The organism is Vreelandella titanicae BH1, from assembly GCF_000336575.1.
Taxonomy (GTDB): domain Bacteria; phylum Pseudomonadota; class Gammaproteobacteria; order Pseudomonadales; family Halomonadaceae; genus Vreelandella; species Vreelandella titanicae.
In genome coordinates, this window is record NZ_AOPO01000001.1 from 410,870 (window position 1) to 428,972 (window position 18,103).

Here is an 18,103-nt window from a genome sequence, read left to right on the forward strand (position 1 = left end):
AGACCTGACGATACCAGGCTCCCACCGCCGTGAATTGATCACGAGTCTACGCCGTCCCCCACGTTAAAGGGCTGGAAATTCAAAGCAGCCAGGCAAGTATTCCACTGAAATTTAGCGCCACAAGTAACGGCAGCGCCAGCCCTTGTTAGAGCCTTACTTTCGATCCGACTGTTCAGGCCGCACCTAGCGTCCACAAAAGAGGTTCTGCATATTAGCGTAAATAATTTTTCCCTCTGCAGGCATTTTTGAATCACTTTTTTTAGCTATTTTTTTCCTTTTAAGGCCAAGCCCTATCTACATCTATTATCACAAAGTATTAAAGTGATACATAAAAATACCTATTGATAAAATATTTCGTATCACTATACTTTAGGAAAAATAAGCCACACTCCCTGATATATCGACGCCGCGGAGGTCTCTATGTACGCGCAGCTCGTTGAAACCGGTTCTAACAAACTCAAAACGCTCGATGAGATGAGCCCTGAGGAACGCCAGTTCCAGGAGCGCATCAATGATGAAATTAAAATAGAACCCAAGAACTGGATGCCGGACGCCTACCGCAAGACCTTGATCCGCCAGATCTCGCAACACGCCCACTCAGAAATCGTCGGTATGCTGCCGGAAGGTAACTGGCTGACACGGGCGCCAACCCTCAAGCGCAAGCTGCAGCTAATGGCCAAAATTCAGGATGAGGCAGGGCACGGCCTGTACCTCTATAGCTCTATGGAAACCCTGGGTGCCGACCGCGACGAAGAGATCGACAAACTCCACGATGGCCGCGCCAAGTACTCCAGCATCTTCAACTACCCAACACTCAATTGGGCTGATATGGGCACCATAGGTTGGCTGGTCGATGGCGCTGCCATCGTCAATCAGGTACCGCTACAGCGCACCTCTTACGGGCCCTATGCACGCGCCATGATTCGCGTGTGTAAGGAAGAGAGCTTCCACCAGCGCCAGGGGTATCAGATTCTGCTGACCATGATGCAAGAGGGCACCGACGACCAGAAAGCCATGGTGCAGGACTCTATTAACCGCTTCTGGTGGCCAGCACTGATGATGTTCGGCCCGTCCGACGAAAACTCTCCTAACAGTGCCCAGTCGATGGCCTGGAAGATCAAGCGCCACAGCAACGATGAGCTGCGCCAGCGCTTCCTCGACCAAACCGTACCGCAGCTAGAGCTGCTGGGCTGCACCGCTCCTGATCCGGATCTCAAATATAACCAAGAGACCGGCCACTACGAGTTCGGTGAAATCGATTGGCAAGAGTTCTTCGATGTGGTCAAGGGCAACGGCCCCTGCAACCGCGAGCGCATCGAAGCACGCCGCAGCGCCATCGATAACGGCGCCTGGGTACGTGAAGCCGCCGTGGCCCACGCAGCCAAGCGTCAGCACCGAGCAGCCTGAACCGGCCTCGCCTGCTTGGGCACCAATGAAAAGCAATAACTCAATTTTTAGAACCCTATTTTTAAAACGCTATCTTTTAAAACAACATGGAGTCTTGCGAGACGAGACTCCTCTGACCACTGAGGCTTTTCTCATGGCTGACTGGCCCCTCTTTGAAGTTTTTATACGCAGCAAACACGGCCTTAACCACAAGCACGTCGGCAGTGTGCATGCAGCCGACCGCCGCATGGCAATCGAAAACGCCCGTGAGCTGTACACCCGTCGCAATGAAGGGGTGAGCATCTGGGTGGTTCCGGCCAGCGAAATCACCGCCTCGTCTCCCGATGAGAAAGAGCCGCTGTTCGACCCGTCTAACGATAAGGTCTATCGCCACGCATCCTTCTACAAACTTCCGAAAGAAGTCGGCCACATGTAAGGGAGGCTGTGATGCAAAACATGGCTCAAAAGAAACAACCCCCGTTGATCGATTACCTGCTGCGCCTTGGCGACAACGCCTTGGTACTCGGCCAGCGCCACGCACAACTGTGTGGCAAGGCACCAGCGCTGGAAGAGGAGCTGGCCTTAATGAACGTGGGTCTCGACCTCTTCGGTCAGGCACGCAACTGGCTGGGCTATGTGTCTGAACTGCTGGCTGCTGAACTGATGGCATCTGAACTAGTGGCTGACAAGATCGATGCCGACCACCTGGCCTTTCGCCGCGACGCTCAGGACTTCCGTAACCTGTTGCTCGTCGAACAGCCCAACGGTGACTTCGCCGACATCATGGGGCGCCAGTTCCTGTTCGATGCCTGGCACGTACACCTGCTTGATGGGCTGACTCACGCCAGCGACCCACGCATTGCTGAAGTGGCCGCCAAGTCGCTTAAGGAAGCAACGTACCACCTACGTCGCTCCTCTGAATGGGTGATTCGCCTGGGCGATGGCACGGAAGAGAGCCACACCCGCATGCAGCGAGCGCTCGACAACCTCTGGCAGTTCACCGGTGAGCTACTGCAGGGCGACGAGATTGATCAGGCCATGTTAGAAGCTGGCATCGCGCCTGACCTGGAAACCGTTGCCACTCGCTGGAAAGCCACCGTGGAAGAGGTGCTTGAAGAAGCCACGCTGGAGCGGCCTTCTTACGACGCCTGGATGTATACCGGCGGCAAAGTCGGACATCACACCGAGCACCTGGGCTTTCTGTTGGCGGAAATGCAATATCTGCCGAGGGCATATCCCGATGCGACCGTCTGGTAACCATCCGTCTGCGTCTAGCGATGACAGGCTTACCGATGACTGGCCTTCCAGCGACTTGATCGGCAGCGACCGCAGCGGGCTGCCGCCCGCCGGTGACGAAGGCGATGTCAACGCCGTGCTGGCTGTACTACAGGAAGTGCCCGACCCAGAAGTGCCTGTGGTCAGTGTGGTTGAGCTGGGCATTGTGCGCGATATCACTTGGCTTGATGGACGGCTGGTGGTCAATGTAACCCCAACATACTCCGGCTGCCCGGCCACAGAAGTTATCGAACAGCATATCCATGAAGCGTTGGTGGCCGCTGGCTACGCAGACCCGCTGATCCAGCGCCGCCTATCACCCGCCTGGACTACCGACTGGTTGACGGACGCCGGTCGCGAAAACCTGCGTGCTTACGGCATCGCGCCACCTGTAGGAAGTGCTAGCAAGCGCAGCCTGACCGGCCAGTCTGACCCGGTAGTGCCCTGCCCTTTATGTGGCAGCAACGCGACCGAACGCGTCAGCGAATTCGGCTCTACGGCTTGCAAGGCGCTCTACCGCTGTCGCGATTGCCTGGAGCCTTTCGATTATTTCAAGTGTCTGTAAAACGACGAGACCATTTCCCATGAGCCGATTTCACGCCCTGACCGTCAAGGATGTTCGCAAGGAAACCCATGATGCCGTTTCCATTGCTTTCGACGTTCCCGATGACCTGCTGGACGCCTTTCGCTTTACCCAAGGGCAGTACCTGACTCTACGTCGCGACATCGAAGGTGAGGATGTCCGTCGTTCCTACTCGATTTGCACCGGTGTCCACGAACATGAGCTGAGAGTCGCCGTCAAGCTGGTGCCGAGCGGCAGTTTCTCCACCTTTGCCAACCAGCACTTGCAGCCCGGCGACAGCCTGGAAGTGATGCCGCCCCAGGGCAAGTTCTTCGTGCCTCTCGACCCCAGCCGTGAAGGACACTATTTGGCGGTGACCGCTGGCAGTGGCGTCACACCGATCATGTCGATTGTTTCCACCACCCTGGAAAGCGAGCCAAAGAGCCGCTTTACCGTAATCTATGGCAACCGTTCTACCACGGGGACGCTGTTTCGCGAACGCCTTCAGGATCTCAAGGATCGCTACCTGGAACGCCTCAACATCATTTATGTGTTCAGCCGCGAACAACAGGAAATCGATCTTTACAACGGCCGGATCGACGCCGACAAATGCAACGCCCTGTTTGACCGCTGGGTAGACGTATCCAAGCTCGACGCCGCGTTTATCTGTGGCCCGCAAGAAATGACCGAGATCGTGCGTGGTGTTCTGACCCAACATGGAATGCCGAAGGAAAAAGTGCACTTCGAGCTGTTTACTACCGGGCTACCGACAGCAGGCGCCAAGCGCCGCCAGGCGACGAAAGCGGCCCAGGTGAAAGCAGAAACCTCGCATATCAAAGTGATCATCGACGGCCGCACCATTGAATACGAGCTGCCCCGCAATACCCAGAGCATTCTGGACGCAGGTAACGAGCACGGCGCGGATATCCCTTTCTCATGCAAGGCTGGGGTGTGCTCTACCTGTAAATCAAAGGTCATCGAAGGCGAGGTGGAAATGGACGCCAATTACGCCCTGGAAGATTACGAAATCGATGCCGGCTACGTGCTGTCCTGCCAGTGCTATCCGATCAGCGACAGGGTGGTGCTTGACTATGACGAGGTATAAACCCTAACCCACCTACTTCCAGGCCGGCGACCGCGTCGGCTTAGTCTATGTTTTGCGGGAGAACGCTCAATGCCAGTTTTACAGAGTTACATCGCAGGCCAGTGGTTCGGAAAGACCGAGTCCAAAGCACTGATTAGCGCCATTAACGGCACAACCGTTGCGCATACTCACCAAGAAGAGATCAACTTCCGTGAAGCGGTGGCGTATGCCCGCAACACCGGTGTGAGAAATATGCTGGCATTGGATTTCCAGCAGCGGGCCGCCATTCTTAAAGCGCTGGCCGCCTATATCCAAGAGCGTAAGCGTGAGCTGTATGCCATCTCTCACCACACTGGCTGCACCAAGGCCGACTCCTGGATCGACATCGACGGCGGTTTCGGCACCCTATTTACCTACGCCTCCACGGGCCGCAAAGAACTGCCCTCCGGCAATGTGGCCCATGAAGGCCCGGTGACCCAACTAGGTAAGGATAACCACTTCAATGGCACCCATATTCTGGTGCCCCGCCGCGGCGTCTCTGTGCACATCAATGCGTTTAACTTTCCCATATGGGGCATGCTGGAGAAGTTCGCGCCTGCCTTTTTGGCAGGCATGCCGTGTATCTTCAAACCGGCAACCGCCACTAGCTACCTGACCGAAGCAGCCGTGCGTGTCATCAACGACTCAGGCCTTCTGCCGGAAGGGGCGCTGCAACTGGTTATCGGCGGGGCCGGTGATTTACTGGATCACCTGGAAGAGCAGGACTTTGTCACCTTTACCGGCTCGGCAAACACCGCTCTCAAATTAAAAAGCCACCCTAACATCATGGCGAAGAGCATCCCGTTCAACGCCGAGGCGGACTCGCTCAACAGCGCCATCATGGCCCCGGATGTTAGCCCGGAAGACGAAGAGTTCGAAATCTTTGCCAAAGAAGTGGTCAAGGAGATGACCGCCAAGGCAGGTCAGAAATGTACCGCGATCCGCCGAATTTTAGTGCCTGCCGAGCATCTGGATGCATTGGCGAACACACTTAAGTCGCGGCTTGCCAACATTGTGGTCGGTGATCCTCATGAAGAAGGCGTACGCATGGGCGCGCTCTCTTCCCGTGACCAATTGAGAGACGTTAACCACGCAATTGAACAACTGCTAGAGACTAGTGAGTGCGTCTTCGGCAGAGACGGCAGCTTTAAGCCTGTCGGCCAGGGTGTTGAAAACGGCGCCTTCATTACTCCCCACTTGCTGATCAATCGTAACCCGTTGAACGACGGCGGCGCTCACGACATTGAAGCCTTTGGCCCCGTCGCGACGCTAATGCCCTACAGCGGCATCGACGAAGCCCTGACCATCGCCGCCAAGGGCAAGGGCAGCTTAGTGACCACGCTGACCACGAAAGACCCTGCCATTGCGGCTGAAATGATCCCCATTCTGGCCGCCCATCACGGCCGCCTGCAGATTCTGGATGCTCAGGCGTCAAAGGAATCCACTGGCCACGGCTCTCCGCTACCGATGCTCAAGCATGGCGGGCCCGGCCGCGCAGGCGGTGGCGAGGAACTCGGCGGCATTCGTGCGGTTCACCACTATCTACAGCGCACCGCCATCCAGGGCTCTCCGAGCATGCTCGCGGCAGTCACAAAGGAATATGTGCGTGGCGCCAAGGTGATCGAGACTGACGTCCACCCGTTCCGCCGCCATTTCGACGACCTGCAGGTTGGGGAGTCACTGTTAACCCACCGCCGCACCGTCACTGAAGCCGACATCGTCAATTTTGGCTGCCTTTCCGGCGACCACTTCTATATGCACTTCGACGACATTGCCGCCAAAGAGACCCAGTTCGGCCAGCGCATTGCCCACGGCTACTTTGTGCTGTCTGCCGCTGCGGGTCTATTCGTTTACCCAGGCGAAGGCCCCGTACTGGCTAACTACGGCCTGGATACACTGCGCTTTATTACACCTGTGTTGGTCGGCGACACTATCCGCGCCCGCCTAACCTGCAAGCGCAAGATTGATCAGGGCCGAACTTCTCCCGATGGGCACCCACAAGGCGTGGTGATGTGGGACGTAGCGGTGACCAATCAACATGATGAACTGGTCGCCAGCTACGACATTTTAACGCTGGTCGCGAAGCGGCAGTAACGCCCCAGCCGATACAACCAGACAAAAATGTAATACAAAAAAACGGATGACAAGGCACTTAACCCTGTCATCCGTTTGTTTAGCAAGGACGTTAATAGAACCGTATTAATAGCGTAGTTTTAATACAGTAACTGCGGCAGGAAAAGCACGATCGCTGGGAATATAAGCACCAGTAGTGCGCGTATGGTACCGGCGACCCAGAAAGGGGTGACGCCGCGGAAGATAGTGCCTGTCGATACGTCCGGTAATACGGCACGCAGTACGAACACGTTCATACCGACAGGAGGCGTTATCAAACTGATCTCAATGACGATAACCACCAGAATACCGAACCACACCAAATCATAGCCAAGCCCCGCCACGACCGGGAAGAAGACTGGCACGGTCAGCAGCATCATGGACATGCTTTCGAATACACAGCCTAGCAGTACGTAAATGGCCAAGATGACGAGAATAACCACGAAGGGGGCCACGTTCAGCCCGGTGACTAACGCCAGGAGGTCATTGGGAAGCCCCGCGCGGTTAATGAAATTAGCAAAGATTAGCGCCGTCAACACCACCGCAAACAGCATCGCTGTTGTTCGCACAGTGTCCATCAGGACATTCATGAGTATAGTCGACGTCAAAGCACGCTTGAGCAGCGCAATCACAAAGGCACCCATTGCGCCAATACCCGCCGCTTCCGTTGGGGTGAATATACCCAAATAGATGCCGCCGATAACCAATACGAACAGCGCCAGGGTACTCCCCACATTTTTTAGGGCCGCAAGGCGCTCGTTCCAGGGTACTTTTTCGGCCGCTGGCCCAGCGCTGGGATCACGCCACAGAACCCACTTAACCGCGCCGAGATACATCACAATGCCCAATATGCCGGGAATAAAGCCCGCTGCAAACAGTTCACGGATACTGGTCTCAGTAATGATGCCGTAGATCACCAGCATCACGCTGGGAGGAATCAGTATCCCAAGGGTTCCGCCCGCTGCAATGGAGGCTGCCGCCAGCGAGTCCTTGTAGCCGTACTTGCGCATCTGGGGCATGGCAACACGCCCCATAGTGGCGCAGGTCGCAAGACTCGACCCACAAATAGCACTAAAACCACCACAAGCCACGATGGTGGCCATCGCCTGACCGCCCTTACGGTGTCCAAGAAAACCATTGGAGGCCCGGAATAGCGCATCAGAGAGCCCAGCATGGGACACCAAGTTACCCATCAAGATAAACAGTGGTATCACCGATAGACCGTAGTCCCTAGCGGTGTCGACTACCCGGCGCGACGCCATGGCTTCAGCCGCGTTCCAGTTACCGGTCAGGTAGTAGAAGCCCACAAAACCCACGATCCCCATGGCAAAAGCCAGAGGCATGCGCAGGAATACCAATATCAACAGCGCTGCAAACCCATAAAGTGCTTCAATCATGCTTATCTCCCTGGCTGACTGGGCCACCGCACTTAATCACACCCACGCCTTCTAGGAGGTAACTCACCGCTCGACCGAGGGTGAGTAGAGCGGAAAGAAACAGCATGATGGCAATCAGGTAAATAAGGTAACCATCGGGAATGCGTAGAAACTCAGTGACATCGCCCCACTCGAAAGCACGCACGCCCAGTGCCCAAACCCGTGTAGCGATCACCCATAAAGCCACGGCGATAATTAAGTTGACGATCATCTGGCGCAGCCATATCCAGCGCACAGGGAATATGGCATCCAAGAGATCCACGCTAACGTGCTCTTCACGCCAGCATGCTACTGGCAGTGACAAGAACACCACAGCGGCCAGCATCTGCTGGGTCAACTCGACGGTTCCAAGGATAGGTAAATTAAAGAAATAACGGCCTACTACATCAGCAGTCGTCAGCAGCATCAAGGCAAAGAGGGTGGCACCCGCCACCCCCTCCAGCGCCAGCTGCATGACCCTACCGACATTTGACCAGCGAGACGTCAGGATCTGCATAGTCGCCCTCCACTTGGCGAAGGGTAATTATGATTGTGGCACTAAGGATGCCACGCTCTCTTGTGTAGCAGCTTCTTCAAGCTGTTGGTGGAAGTAATCGAGCGCCGCCTGCGCATCGACACCCCGTTCACTTACGTTCTCGGACCAGGTGTCAACCAGATCACTACTGATACCGCGCAGCGTCTCAAGATCTTCGTCGCCGAGGGCTGTAAAGGTATGGCCCTGCTCTTCGGCGAACTCGACGCCCCGCTCATCGGATACATCCATCATGTAGCCAAACAGTCGCGATAACCGCTCACCCGAGACGTCTTCCACAGCGGCACGATCTTCTGCAGACATCTCATCCCAGATACTCGGATTCACTACAATGGTGAAGCTGCCTCGATAAAAGCCCCCATCCACCGTCAAGGTATAGGGAAATACCTCGGCTACCCGAAAGCTTCTAAGGCCTTCCGGCACCAGCATAGCGCCATCAATAACGCCCTGAGAGCCAGCTTCATAGACCCCGGTTGGCGGCAAAGCCACGCCGGTCAGATTAAGGGCATTAGAGAGATCTCCCATGACCCCGCCGCCGACGCGAATGCGCTCGTTCTCTAAATCAGCAAGAGTTTGGTACTGCTCACGACTAAAGATCCAACCCGGGCCATGTACCCCCGCAGCCACCACATCAACGCCGCGATGCTCATCAGCTTGGGCTAAATGCTCCTGATGCGTATGCCAATAAGCAGCAGAGGCGTTCTCCGAGGAGAAGTCTTCAAAGGTAGGAAATTCGGGTAACTGAGTGGCCAGAAAACGCCCTGCGTTATAGCCATGGAATACCCAAGTAGCATCAGCAATGCCGTCGGCGACCATCTCCATCTGGGAGGCGGGAGGTCCGAGGTCGTGCACAACGTCAACGGTCACGCGCCCGTCAGTGGCTTCTTCAATCCACGCTTTCCACGTTGGCCATACCATGGTGTTGATGCCGTGATTGGGACCAGCCCAGGTACTCACGGTGATTGTCGTTTGTGCAAAGGCGGAGGTGCTCAGCGTTGCGGCGGCAATAGCGCCGATCATCAGGTTTGTTGTTTTATTCACTTCTCTTTCCTCTGGTCGTCACGAACTGGGTAAAGCGCTCATCGTTTTTGTTGAATGATGTTGATAAGCCATGCGTGCGGTGGGTGAGATTGCTAGTTAATCACTCATTGCGCCTAACGTGATACTTTATTATTAAAATATAGAAATTATACGAATCACGTTATTTATCACAATGCCTTTAGATACGTGGATCATGCAACGATCCATCAACTAATAGATTCTAATACTTAAGTATTAATTTACATTATTAACTTAAACTACAACCACTTACACCAAAAGCATTGTTTCTTCGAGTGACTATCAATGGCTATATGGGGCTATTTTTCGCCCATTCTTTTGTTACACAAATCTTATCTATCAATACACTAACGACACACCACCGGCAAAAATGCGATTTGTCACCTGGGCTCGACTTCCCAGCATCAAGCCTCTAGCCAATTCTCTCCAGTTGCCGTTCAAGCTTGCGCATTGTATTAAGCAGATCACGATATTCACCAACGCTCAGGGTCGACACCAGGCCGGCCTCCCACGCCTGGGCTTCGGGCACTAACTTATTGAGTAGCGCTTGTCCGGCGTCCGTCAGTTGCAAGTCATGTAGTCGCTGATCCTGCTGTGAGGGCGTGCGGCTTATCAGTCCACGGTCTTCCAGTGACTGAATAGCGCGAGACACGCGAGCCTTATCCATATTGGTGTAAGCGCAGACCTTCTTAGCGGTTAAATCATCACAGTGGCTAAGCCAGGCAAGCACACGCCACTGGGCAATATTGAGTTCATAAGACTCGGCATAAAGCTTCTCTAACGCCTGGCTGATTCGGTCAGCTAAACGGTTAAGCTGATAGGGTAAAAATTGGTTGAGATCCAGCTCTACCCTGGCTGAAGATTCCAGTGACACATCGCCGTCTGCTTTATCCATCGTCATTTTGTTTCTCCTAAAGCCACCGTTTATCAGAAGTGGTGATGACCAAAATCCGCACGATAGCTGGGAATGTAGGCTCCAGCAATGCACCTATCATAAGGTGGAACAGTGCCGACAGATACTCTCCCTTGCAACTAATTTAACGATTTTATTTATTATACTTAAGTATTAATTTGCAATAATCACCTGATTTATTAAGAATTATCGTCAATACGATGCAAAAGACAGAGTGATTCGTCCATGAAACATTGGACATTTAGTTTCATTAGAAACTATCCTTCAAGCACACAACAATTCAATGAATACCTGAATCACCCTGATAGCACCGGAGATATCATGAGCAAGAAATTCGCGTCCCATGCCGATACCGAAGAGAAGAAGATCAGCTTCACCAAGCTGGCAGAAGGGCTCTATGCTTACACTGCTGAAGGTGACCCCAATACGGGCATCGTGATTGGCGATGACAGCGTGATGGTTATCGACACCCAGGCAACGCCCGTCATGGCTCAGGATGTCATCCGCCGTATCCGCGAAGTGACTGACCTACCGATTAAGCATGTGGTAATGACCCATTACCATGCCGTGCGTGTTCTCGGCGCTTCCGCATACGATGCAGAGAATATCTACGCTAGCCAGAACACCTATGACCTGATCAACGAGCGTGGTCAGCAAGACTATGAGTCAGAAGTCGGTCGTTTCCCTCGCCTGTTCAAGGGTGTGGATTCTGTGCCTGGCTTAACCTGGCCAAACATAGTTTTTCAAGAAAAGCTGACGGTTTACATGGGTGAGCGTGAGGTACAAATCATTCACCTAGGCCGCGGACATACCAAGGGCGATACCATCGTTTGGTTACCTCAGGAAAAAGTAATGTTCTCCGGTGACCTCGTTGAGTATGGCGCCACCCCTTACACCGGTGACGCTTACCACGAGGACTGGCCTGCCACGCTTGATCGCCTGCAATCCATGCAGCCCCAAAAGCTGGTGCCCGGCCGCGGTGATGCACTGCAAACTGCCGAACAGTGCCAGGAAGCCATTCAGGGCACTCGCGACTTCCTAAATGATATGTATGGAAGTGTTAAAGCGGGCAAGGCGGCGGGCAAGTCTCTCTCCGAGTGTTACGCCGAGACCTACGCGGTACTTAAGCTGAAGTATGGTCACTGGGTCATCTTCGATCACTGTGTGCCTTTCGATATCACTCGCTGCTACGACGAAGCAGGCGGCGAGTACCCGGATCCCCGCATCTGGACGGCAGAACGCGATACCGCTATGTGGCACTCGCTACAGGACGCCGTCGAAAATCAGTAAGTGCCACCAGTGACACCCACTGATCATGCCCAGCAGTCGGGTGTCACGCACCCGACGCTGAACGGGAGCAAATAGATGCCAACAACCTATAAAAATCCTGTCTATCCTTATCGGCGCCCGCCTGAACTCGATATTCAAGAAGTTCGCCACTATCCGGTAGTGATTGTCGGAGCGGGACCTAGCGGCCTCGCCGCCGCCATCGACTTGGCTCACCAAGGCGTTAATTCGATTCTTCTGGACGATAACAACACCGTTAGCGTGGGGTCGCGGGCCCTGTGTTTTGCTAAACGTTCGCTGGAAATTGTAGACCGCCTGGGTTGCGTCGAGCCGATGCTTGCAAAAGGCGTCACCTGGCAGCACGGTCGCGTCTTCTTCCAGGATCGCGAGGTCTATGACTTCAACCTGCTGCCAGAAGACGGCCACCGTATGTCCGCCTTTATTAACTTACAGCAGTATTACTTTGAAGAGTTTCTGGTCAACCGCACTCACGACTTTCCAGAGCAAATTGACCTTCGTTGGAAACATAAGGTCATTGATGTCGATGCTCAGCCTGAGTGCTCCGCCATCAAGGTCTCTACCCAAGACGGTGATTACCAGCTGACTTGTGACTACCTCCTCGTCTCGGATGGAGCTAACAGCCGAATCCGAGACATACTGGGCCTTGAGTGCAAAGGCCAAGTATTTCAGGACAGATTCCTGATTGCTGATGTGGTGATGAAGGCCGACTTCCCTACAGAACGCTGGTTTTGGTTTGACCCGCCCTTTCATCCCAATCAGTCAGTCCTGCTGCACAAAGAACCGGACAATGTGTGGCGTATCGACTTTCAATTAGGATGTGATGCTGACCCGGAAGAAGAAAAGAAAGAAGAGAACATTCGCCCACGAGTTCAGGCAATGCTTGGCCAAGACGTGGAGTTCGAGCTTGAGTGGGCCAGTGTCTACACCTTCCGCTGCCGTAAGATGGATAATTTCATTCACCATAGCGTGATATTCATAGGTGACGCGGCTCATCAGGTATCCCCCTTTGGCGCCAGGGGCGCCAATGGTGCCCTACAGGGTGTGGATAATTTAGTGTGGAAACTAGCCCGCGTTCTCAAACAGCAGGCGCCAAAAACGCTTTTGTCCACCTACAACACTGAGCGCCAGCATGGCGCGGCAGAGAACATCCTTAACTCGACCCGCGCCACTGATTTTATTACCCCGAAGAGCCATATCAGCCAAGTGTTCCGAGATGTGACGCTGGAGCTGGCTGAGAAACATGCCTTCGCACGTAGCCTGGTCAACAGCGGTCGCCTTTCCATGCCCTGCCGCTATGACACCTCACCGCTCAATACACCCGATGTTAATGGTGGCCCGAGAGAACTGCGCCCCGGCAGCCCGGCCAAGGACGCTCCCATTCGATTGAGAGAAGAGAACGCCTGGCTACTCAATCAATTTGGCGATGGCTTTGTGTTGTTACTCGACGGCCGCTTTGAGGATGGACACACCGACACGCTTGCCGCGCCGTTGAAAGAGCTGTTAGGCCGTCGCACTGATTTAAGCCTGGTGGTCGTTGGCCCAGCAACGGATGAGCTTAGCGCTCTACCGCGCACAACCATCGTAGACGATTCCGAGGGGCTAGTGACACAACGATATGGCCTGAAAGCAGGTGGCGGGTACCTTATTCGCCCTGATCAACACGTTGCTGCCCGCTGGCACGCCATCATGGCCCGCAGGGTTGAAGACGCATTAGACCGCGCGCTGGGCGTTTATCTTGCGGGTGCCGCTGACACTACCTTCCAGGAAAGCTGCCATGCCAAGGCTTGAGCTGAATTCGAACTTCACTGATCCAGACGCCTTTTACGCTGCGCTCACGGCGCTACATCGCGACCGCAGCGAAACAGAGAGCGAGCGCATCAATGCACGCCTGATTCTCTTACTTGCTAATCACATCGGCGATCAAACCGTGCTTGAAGAAGCGATTTCCCATGCGGTTGGTGATGGCGATCAATAGCCGCGCCCCTTGGTTTATCAACATACAGTTTTATCAAAATATAGCTTTATCAAAATAACGTTCCAATAAAGCAGGTCTTAACAATGAATGAACAATTGAAATATCAAAATGGATTTCATAATCACTTTTCAACCGAAGCGCTGCCGGGTGCACTGCCGATTGGGCAAAACTCACCTCAACGCTGTGCTTATGGCTTGTACGCTGAACAACTAACCGGTTCCGCATTCACAGCGCCACGTCATCAAAACTTTCGCAGTTGGCTTTACCGCATTCGCCCTTCTGTCGTTCAGAGCGCTTACCAGCCACTAGAAAATAACAACGTACACACGGCCCCGTTAGACAAGCCAGCGGCGGATCCTAACCAGATGCGCTGGGATCCCGTTTCATTACCTAATGAACCGACTGATTTTATCGATGGCTTGTTTACCATTGCGGTGAACGGCGATGCGGGTACTCAAGCGGGCGTGGGCGTGCATGTCTACACCTTTAATAAGGACATGACCGAGCGGTTTTTTTACAACGCCGATGGAGAACTGCTTTTCGTTCCGCAAATGGGGGCCATTCGTCTACGTACCGAATTTGGTGACATTGAGATCGATAACGGTGAAATTGCCGTCATTCCTCGCGGTGTGAAATTCCAAGTGCGTAAAGCTCAGGGTGTTGAGGCTGCACGGGGGTATATTTGCGAGAACTACGGTAGTCCTTTAGAGCTGCCCGGCCTCGGCCCTATCGGGGCTAACGGCCTAGCAAACCCGCGTGACTTCCAAACCCCTGTGGCGGCCTATGAAGACCTGGAGGGCGACTACCGCCTAGTGGCTAAGTTCTCTGGTCGTTTCTGGGAGAGCAAACTCGACCACTCACCGTTAGATGTGGTGGCGTGGCACGGCAACTGCGCGCCTTATAAATATAATCTCGCCAACTTTAACACCATCAATACGGTGAGCTTCGACCATCCGGATCCGTCAATCTTCACCGTATTGACATCACCCTCCGATACACTGGGAATGGCTAATATTGATTTTGTGATTTTTCCGCCACGCTGGATGGTTGCCGAGAATACCTTTAGGCCACCCTGGTTCCATCGCAATCTAATGAGCGAGTTTATGGGGCTTATTCATGGCGAGTACGATGCAAAAGCGGAAGGTTTCACCCCTGGTGGCGCCAGTCTACATAACTCAATGTCGCCCCACGGCCCCGATGCTGAGACCTTTGAAAAGGCCTCCAACGCGGAGCTTAAGCCCCACTTCATAGGCGATACACTGGCCTTCATGTTTGAAAGCCGCTACTTCTTTCACCCGACCCCTGCGGCACTGAATGCTGACTTCCGTCAACGTGATTATGTGGATGTTTGGTCGACGCTGCGCTCCCACTTCAACCCAAGCCAGCCCTGAACCCTATACCACCCTGACGACAAGGATTGAATCACTATGAAACTGGCAACACTTAAGAAGGGCCGCGACGGAGAACTCATCATCGTCTCGCGTGACCTCTCCCGCGCTGTGAGCGCCGTTGATATTGCTCCCACACTTCAGGCTGCCCTCGAGAACTGGGAAGCGGTTAGCCCTCAGCTTGAAGAGCGCTATGCTCAGCTTAATAAAGGTGGTGCTGAAAACGCGTTTAAGCTTGATCAGAGTGCGCTGCACTCCCCTTTACCGCGTGCCTATCAGTGGGCTGACGGCTCCGCCTATCTGAACCATGTCCAGCTGGTACGCCAGGCGCGCAATGCCGAGATGCCTGACACCTTCTGGACAGACCCGCTCATGTATCAGGGCGGTAGCGACTGCTTCTTGGCACCCACCGACGATATCGAGGCGGTTAGTGAAGAGCATGGCATCGACTTTGAAGGCGAGATCGCGGTCATTACGGGTGACGTACCGATGGCAGTATCCCCCGTGGAAGCCGCCAAGCACATTAAGCTAGTGATGCTGGTCAACGACGTGAGTCTGCGTGGTCTGATTCCAGGTGAACTCGCAAAGGGCTTCGGCTTTTTCCAAGCAAAGCCCGCCTCTTCTTTCTCGCCCATTGCGGTGACCCCGGATGAACTGGGCGATGCCTGGCAGGATGGTAAAGTGAACCTGCCACTGACCGTGCACTTGAATGGCGAGAAGTTTGGCGAGCCTGAAGCCGGGCCAGATATGATTTTTAACTTTCCACAGCTGGTGGCCCATGCGGCTAAGACCCGCTATCTCGGTGCCGGCGCTGTCATTGGTTCAGGCACCGTTTCCAACCCAGACCCCGACGGCGGCCCTGGAAAGCCGGTGGCTGACGGTGGCGTTGGCTATAGCTGTCTAGCCGAAGTGCGCATGGTGGAGCAGATACTGTACGGCCAGGTAAAAACTCCCTTTATGCGCTTTGGCGACCGGGTTCGTATCGAGATGTTTGACCGCAATGGCAACAACATATTTGGTACGATCGATCAGCAAGTAGTGCAGTACCAGCCCAAATAAAGGATGGCAACATGACGACGCTTTACGGCTATTTCCGCTCGTCGGCTGCTTACCGGGTGCGTATTGCCTTAAACCTTAAGGGACTGGATTATGACCAGATCCCGGTCAACCTGGTGAAAGGTGAGCAACGGGGTGACGACCACCTGATGCGCAACCCTCAGGGGCTAGTGCCTAGCCTGGTGTTGGACGATAGCTCGGTGATTAACCAATCACTGGCGATCTGCGAGTATCTCGATGAAGTGCACCCAGAGCCCGCCCTGCTGCCGATTAACGCGTTAGAGCGGGCTCGGGTTCGTGCGCTCGCTCAGTCGGTGGCCTGCGAGATTCACCCACTCAACAATCTGAGGGTACTCAAGTATCTAGTGAGAGGAATGGGAGCGGATGAAGCGGCTAAGCTAGCCTGGTACCACCACTGGATTGCCCAGGGTTTCACCGCCCTGGAAGCAACGCTCTCCAATGCCCCCAGCAGCGGAGATTTTTGCCATGGTGACACCCCAACGCTTGCGGATATATGCCTGATTCCCCAGGTGTACAACGCGGAACGTTTCGAGTGTGATTTGTCAGCCTATCCGACGATTCAGCGTATCGCTGCCAATTGTCGTTCACTGCCAGCCTTCGAAAAGGCAGCACCAGAGGTGCAGCCTGACGCCAGCTAAGTCAAGCTATACTAAGCAGGCTAACATAAGCGGGCGTCTTTCCATTCGGGAAGGCGCCCGCCTCGTGTCCGAAGGGGCATCACGTCCAACCATAAGGAGTTAAGGGGTGCTAAAGCTGCCCTCTACCGCCACCGTCGTGGCCCTAGCCGCGGTGACTGCACTCGGCCCGCTGGCGACGGATATGTACTTGCCAGCCATGCCCGCCATGGCAGAAGCACTGAATACTGGCCCAGACCGAATACAGCTGACCCTTAGCCTCTATATGGCTGGATTCGCTCTGGCCCAACTATTGTGCGGGCCAATCTCTGATCGCTTTGGCCGCCGCCCGGTGATGATCGCAGGGTTATCGCTGTTTCTCGCTGCGAGCCTACTGTGTGCCTGGGCGCCTAGCGTCGAGTGGTTACTGGCAGGCCGCTTTTTGCAGGCCTTCGGCGGTGCTGCTGGACCGGTATTAGCACGGGCAGCGGTACGTGATATTCATGGCCCCATCGAGGCCGGACGTATCCTCGCCTATATGGCAAGTACCATGGCGCTCGCCCCTGCTCTGGCCCCTGTGGTAGGCGCGGGGTTACTGCTGTTTTTTGGCTGGGAATCGGTGTTCGTGGTGCTGGCGCTCTACGCGGCAGTGATGCTGGCGGTGCTGATACTTATGCTGCCCGAGCCGTTGGCGAAGGAGCGGCGGCAATCGATCCACCCGAAATCCGTACTGGCTAACTTTCGCTTACTACTGACTCAGCGTGCCTTTATTGGCTACACCTTGGTGAATGCTGCCGCGTTCTCCGGGTTATTCGCGTACCTTTCTGGCTCATCTTTTGTGCTCATCGAGTACATGGGCGCCGCACCTACCCTGTATGGCGTGCTGTTCACGCTGATTGTCGCGGGCTTCTTCGTCGGGACGCTGGTCAGCGGCCGATATAGCCACCGCTTGGGTCGTGATCGCCTCATTACCCTAGGCACCGTAATCTGCGCAACTGGGGGTGTCGTCATGGCGGGCTTGGCTGCCGTTGGCGTCCATCACCCCTGGGCGGTGGTGGGCCCCCATATAGTGTTTATGCTGGGGGTGGGCATTTTGATGCCACAAACAATGGCCGGCGCACTGGCGCCCAACCCTCAATGTGCAGGCGCGGCATCTTCCTTGTTTGGTTTTCTGCAAATGACAATTGCCGCTGTGGTAGGTGGATTAGTCGGGCAATTCCACGACGGCAGCTCGCGCACCATGGCCTTGACGATCGGGCTGATGGGGCTACTCGCCTTGCTAAGCCACTGGCTGCTGGTACGCCGCCGAAAAGAGGCTTAGTGGGTCGTTGTATAGATGCATA

17 protein-coding genes are annotated in these 18,103 nt (G+C 54.7%); 13 read left to right on the top strand and 4 right to left on the bottom strand.

Annotated elements, in window-relative coordinates:
* Positions 1-420 precede the first annotated feature (420 nt).
* The 6 genes from paaA (at position 421) to paaZ (ending at position 6,440) form a co-directional block, all read left to right on the top strand.
* Positions 421-1,407 carry a 1,2-phenylacetyl-CoA epoxidase subunit PaaA gene (paaA, locus tag HALTITAN_RS01705; protein ID WP_039857481.1) on the top strand — a complete coding sequence of 329 codons (987 nt, stop codon included), beginning with the start codon at positions 421-423 and terminating at the stop codon, positions 1,405-1,407.
* Between the two features lie 133 nt (positions 1,408-1,540).
* Positions 1,541-1,822 carry a 1,2-phenylacetyl-CoA epoxidase subunit PaaB gene (gene paaB, locus HALTITAN_RS01710; protein WP_022521442.1) on the top strand — a complete coding sequence of 94 codons (282 nt, stop codon included), beginning with the start codon at positions 1,541-1,543 and terminating at the stop codon, positions 1,820-1,822.
* An 11-nt stretch (positions 1,823-1,833) separates the two neighbouring features.
* Positions 1,834-2,643 carry a 1,2-phenylacetyl-CoA epoxidase subunit PaaC gene (gene paaC, locus HALTITAN_RS01715; protein WP_083868656.1) on the top strand — a complete coding sequence of 270 codons (810 nt, stop codon included), beginning with the start codon at positions 1,834-1,836 and terminating at the stop codon, positions 2,641-2,643.
* On the top strand, positions 2,627-3,226 hold the full coding sequence (paaD, locus tag HALTITAN_RS01720) for a 1,2-phenylacetyl-CoA epoxidase subunit PaaD (RefSeq protein ID WP_083868658.1): 600 nt from the start codon (positions 2,627-2,629) through the stop codon (positions 3,224-3,226). Before paaC ends, paaD begins: the two co-directional genes overlap by 17 nt.
* 19 nt (positions 3,227-3,245) lie before the next feature.
* Positions 3,246-4,328, top strand: coding sequence for a 1,2-phenylacetyl-CoA epoxidase subunit PaaE (paaE, locus tag HALTITAN_RS01725; protein WP_039857483.1), 1,083 nt, complete (start codon positions 3,246-3,248; stop codon positions 4,326-4,328).
* 69 nt (positions 4,329-4,397) lie between these two features.
* Positions 4,398-6,440, top strand: coding sequence for a phenylacetic acid degradation bifunctional protein PaaZ (paaZ, locus tag HALTITAN_RS01730; protein WP_009286065.1), 2,043 nt, complete (start codon positions 4,398-4,400; stop codon positions 6,438-6,440).
* Between the two features lie 119 nt (positions 6,441-6,559).
* On the opposite strand, the gene HALTITAN_RS01735 is transcribed toward paaZ, so the two are convergent.
* The 4 genes from HALTITAN_RS01735 to HALTITAN_RS01750 all read right to left on the bottom strand — a co-directional run bounded on the left by HALTITAN_RS01735 (position 6,560) and on the right by HALTITAN_RS01750 (position 10,386).
* On the bottom strand, positions 6,560-7,855 hold the full coding sequence (locus HALTITAN_RS01735) for a TRAP transporter large permease (RefSeq protein WP_027958347.1): 1,296 nt from the start codon (positions 7,853-7,855) through the stop codon (positions 6,560-6,562).
* Positions 7,848-8,390 carry a TRAP transporter small permease gene (locus HALTITAN_RS01740; protein ID WP_022521436.1) on the bottom strand — a complete coding sequence of 181 codons (543 nt, stop codon included), beginning with the start codon at positions 8,388-8,390 and terminating at the stop codon, positions 7,848-7,850. Before HALTITAN_RS01740 ends, HALTITAN_RS01735 begins: the two co-directional genes overlap by 8 nt.
* 27 nt (positions 8,391-8,417) lie before the next feature.
* Complete coding sequence (locus HALTITAN_RS01745; protein WP_009286067.1) at positions 8,418-9,467, bottom strand: TRAP transporter substrate-binding protein; 1,050 nt, start codon at positions 9,465-9,467, stop codon at positions 8,418-8,420.
* A 430-nt stretch (positions 9,468-9,897) separates the two neighbouring features.
* Positions 9,898-10,386, bottom strand: a complete 489-nt coding sequence (locus HALTITAN_RS01750; RefSeq protein ID WP_022521435.1) for a MarR family winged helix-turn-helix transcriptional regulator — start codon at positions 10,384-10,386, stop codon at positions 9,898-9,900.
* 333 nt (positions 10,387-10,719) lie between these two features.
* On the opposite strand from HALTITAN_RS01750, the gene HALTITAN_RS01755 reads away from it, so the two are divergent.
* The 7 genes from HALTITAN_RS01755 to HALTITAN_RS01785 all read left to right on the top strand — a co-directional run bounded on the left by HALTITAN_RS01755 (position 10,720) and on the right by HALTITAN_RS01785 (position 18,081).
* A complete protein-coding gene (locus tag HALTITAN_RS01755; RefSeq protein WP_027958348.1) occupies positions 10,720-11,688 on the top strand; it encodes an MBL fold metallo-hydrolase in 969 nt (322 codons plus the stop codon).
* 75 nt (positions 11,689-11,763) lie between these two features.
* Positions 11,764-13,494, top strand: coding sequence for an FAD-dependent oxidoreductase (locus HALTITAN_RS01760; protein WP_009286069.1), 1,731 nt, complete (start codon positions 11,764-11,766; stop codon positions 13,492-13,494).
* Positions 13,481-13,681 (top strand): DUF2783 domain-containing protein, encoded by a 201-nt coding sequence (locus HALTITAN_RS01765; RefSeq protein WP_027958349.1) that lies wholly within the window; start codon positions 13,481-13,483, stop codon positions 13,679-13,681. Before HALTITAN_RS01760 ends, HALTITAN_RS01765 begins: the two co-directional genes overlap by 14 nt.
* A gap of 83 nt (positions 13,682-13,764) precedes the next feature.
* Positions 13,765-15,072, top strand: coding sequence for a homogentisate 1,2-dioxygenase (gene hmgA, locus HALTITAN_RS01770; RefSeq protein WP_009286070.1), 1,308 nt, complete (start codon positions 13,765-13,767; stop codon positions 15,070-15,072).
* Between the two features lie 36 nt (positions 15,073-15,108).
* A complete protein-coding gene (locus HALTITAN_RS01775; RefSeq protein WP_027958351.1) occupies positions 15,109-16,128 on the top strand; it encodes a fumarylacetoacetate hydrolase family protein in 1,020 nt (339 codons plus the stop codon).
* Between the two features lie 11 nt (positions 16,129-16,139).
* Positions 16,140-16,784: a maleylacetoacetate isomerase gene (gene maiA / locus HALTITAN_RS01780; protein ID WP_009286071.1), complete on the top strand. Its 645-nt coding sequence runs from the start codon at positions 16,140-16,142 to the stop codon at positions 16,782-16,784.
* A gap of 106 nt (positions 16,785-16,890) precedes the next feature.
* Complete coding sequence (locus tag HALTITAN_RS01785; RefSeq protein ID WP_009286072.1) at positions 16,891-18,081, top strand: multidrug effflux MFS transporter; 1,191 nt, start codon at positions 16,891-16,893, stop codon at positions 18,079-18,081.
* The last annotated feature ends 22 nt before the right edge of the window (positions 18,082-18,103 follow it).

What these genes read in the sequence shown, in the direction of transcription:
- paaB (WP_022521442.1), top strand. Translation starts at nt 1,541, where the DNA reads ATGGCTGACTGGCCCCTCTTTGAAGTTTTTATACGCAGCAAACACGGC.
- HALTITAN_RS01775 (WP_027958351.1), top strand. Translation starts at nt 15,109, where the DNA reads ATGAAACTGGCAACACTTAAGAAGGGCCGCGACGGAGAACTCATCATC.
- paaZ (WP_009286065.1), top strand. Translation starts at nt 4,398, where the DNA reads ATGCCAGTTTTACAGAGTTACATCGCAGGCCAGTGGTTCGGAAAGACC.
- paaA (WP_039857481.1), top strand. Translation starts at nt 421, where the DNA reads ATGTACGCGCAGCTCGTTGAAACCGGTTCTAACAAACTCAAAACGCTC.
- paaC (WP_083868656.1), top strand. Translation starts at nt 1,834, where the DNA reads ATGCAAAACATGGCTCAAAAGAAACAACCCCCGTTGATCGATTACCTG.
- HALTITAN_RS01760 (WP_009286069.1), top strand. Translation starts at nt 11,764, where the DNA reads ATGCCAACAACCTATAAAAATCCTGTCTATCCTTATCGGCGCCCGCCT.
- HALTITAN_RS01750 (WP_022521435.1), bottom strand. Translation starts at nt 10,386, where the DNA reads ATGACGATGGATAAAGCAGACGGCGATGTGTCACTGGAATCTTCAGCC.
- HALTITAN_RS01765 (WP_027958349.1), top strand. Translation starts at nt 13,481, where the DNA reads ATGCCAAGGCTTGAGCTGAATTCGAACTTCACTGATCCAGACGCCTTT.
- HALTITAN_RS01735 (WP_027958347.1), bottom strand. Translation starts at nt 7,855, where the DNA reads ATGATTGAAGCACTTTATGGGTTTGCAGCGCTGTTGATATTGGTATTC.
- HALTITAN_RS01755 (WP_027958348.1), top strand. Translation starts at nt 10,720, where the DNA reads ATGAGCAAGAAATTCGCGTCCCATGCCGATACCGAAGAGAAGAAGATC.
- hmgA (WP_009286070.1), top strand. Translation starts at nt 13,765, where the DNA reads ATGAATGAACAATTGAAATATCAAAATGGATTTCATAATCACTTTTCA.
- maiA (WP_009286071.1), top strand. Translation starts at nt 16,140, where the DNA reads ATGACGACGCTTTACGGCTATTTCCGCTCGTCGGCTGCTTACCGGGTG.
- paaD (WP_083868658.1), top strand. Translation starts at nt 2,627, where the DNA reads ATGCGACCGTCTGGTAACCATCCGTCTGCGTCTAGCGATGACAGGCTT.
- HALTITAN_RS01740 (WP_022521436.1), bottom strand. Translation starts at nt 8,390, where the DNA reads ATGCAGATCCTGACGTCTCGCTGGTCAAATGTCGGTAGGGTCATGCAG.
- paaE (WP_039857483.1), top strand. Translation starts at nt 3,246, where the DNA reads ATGAGCCGATTTCACGCCCTGACCGTCAAGGATGTTCGCAAGGAAACC.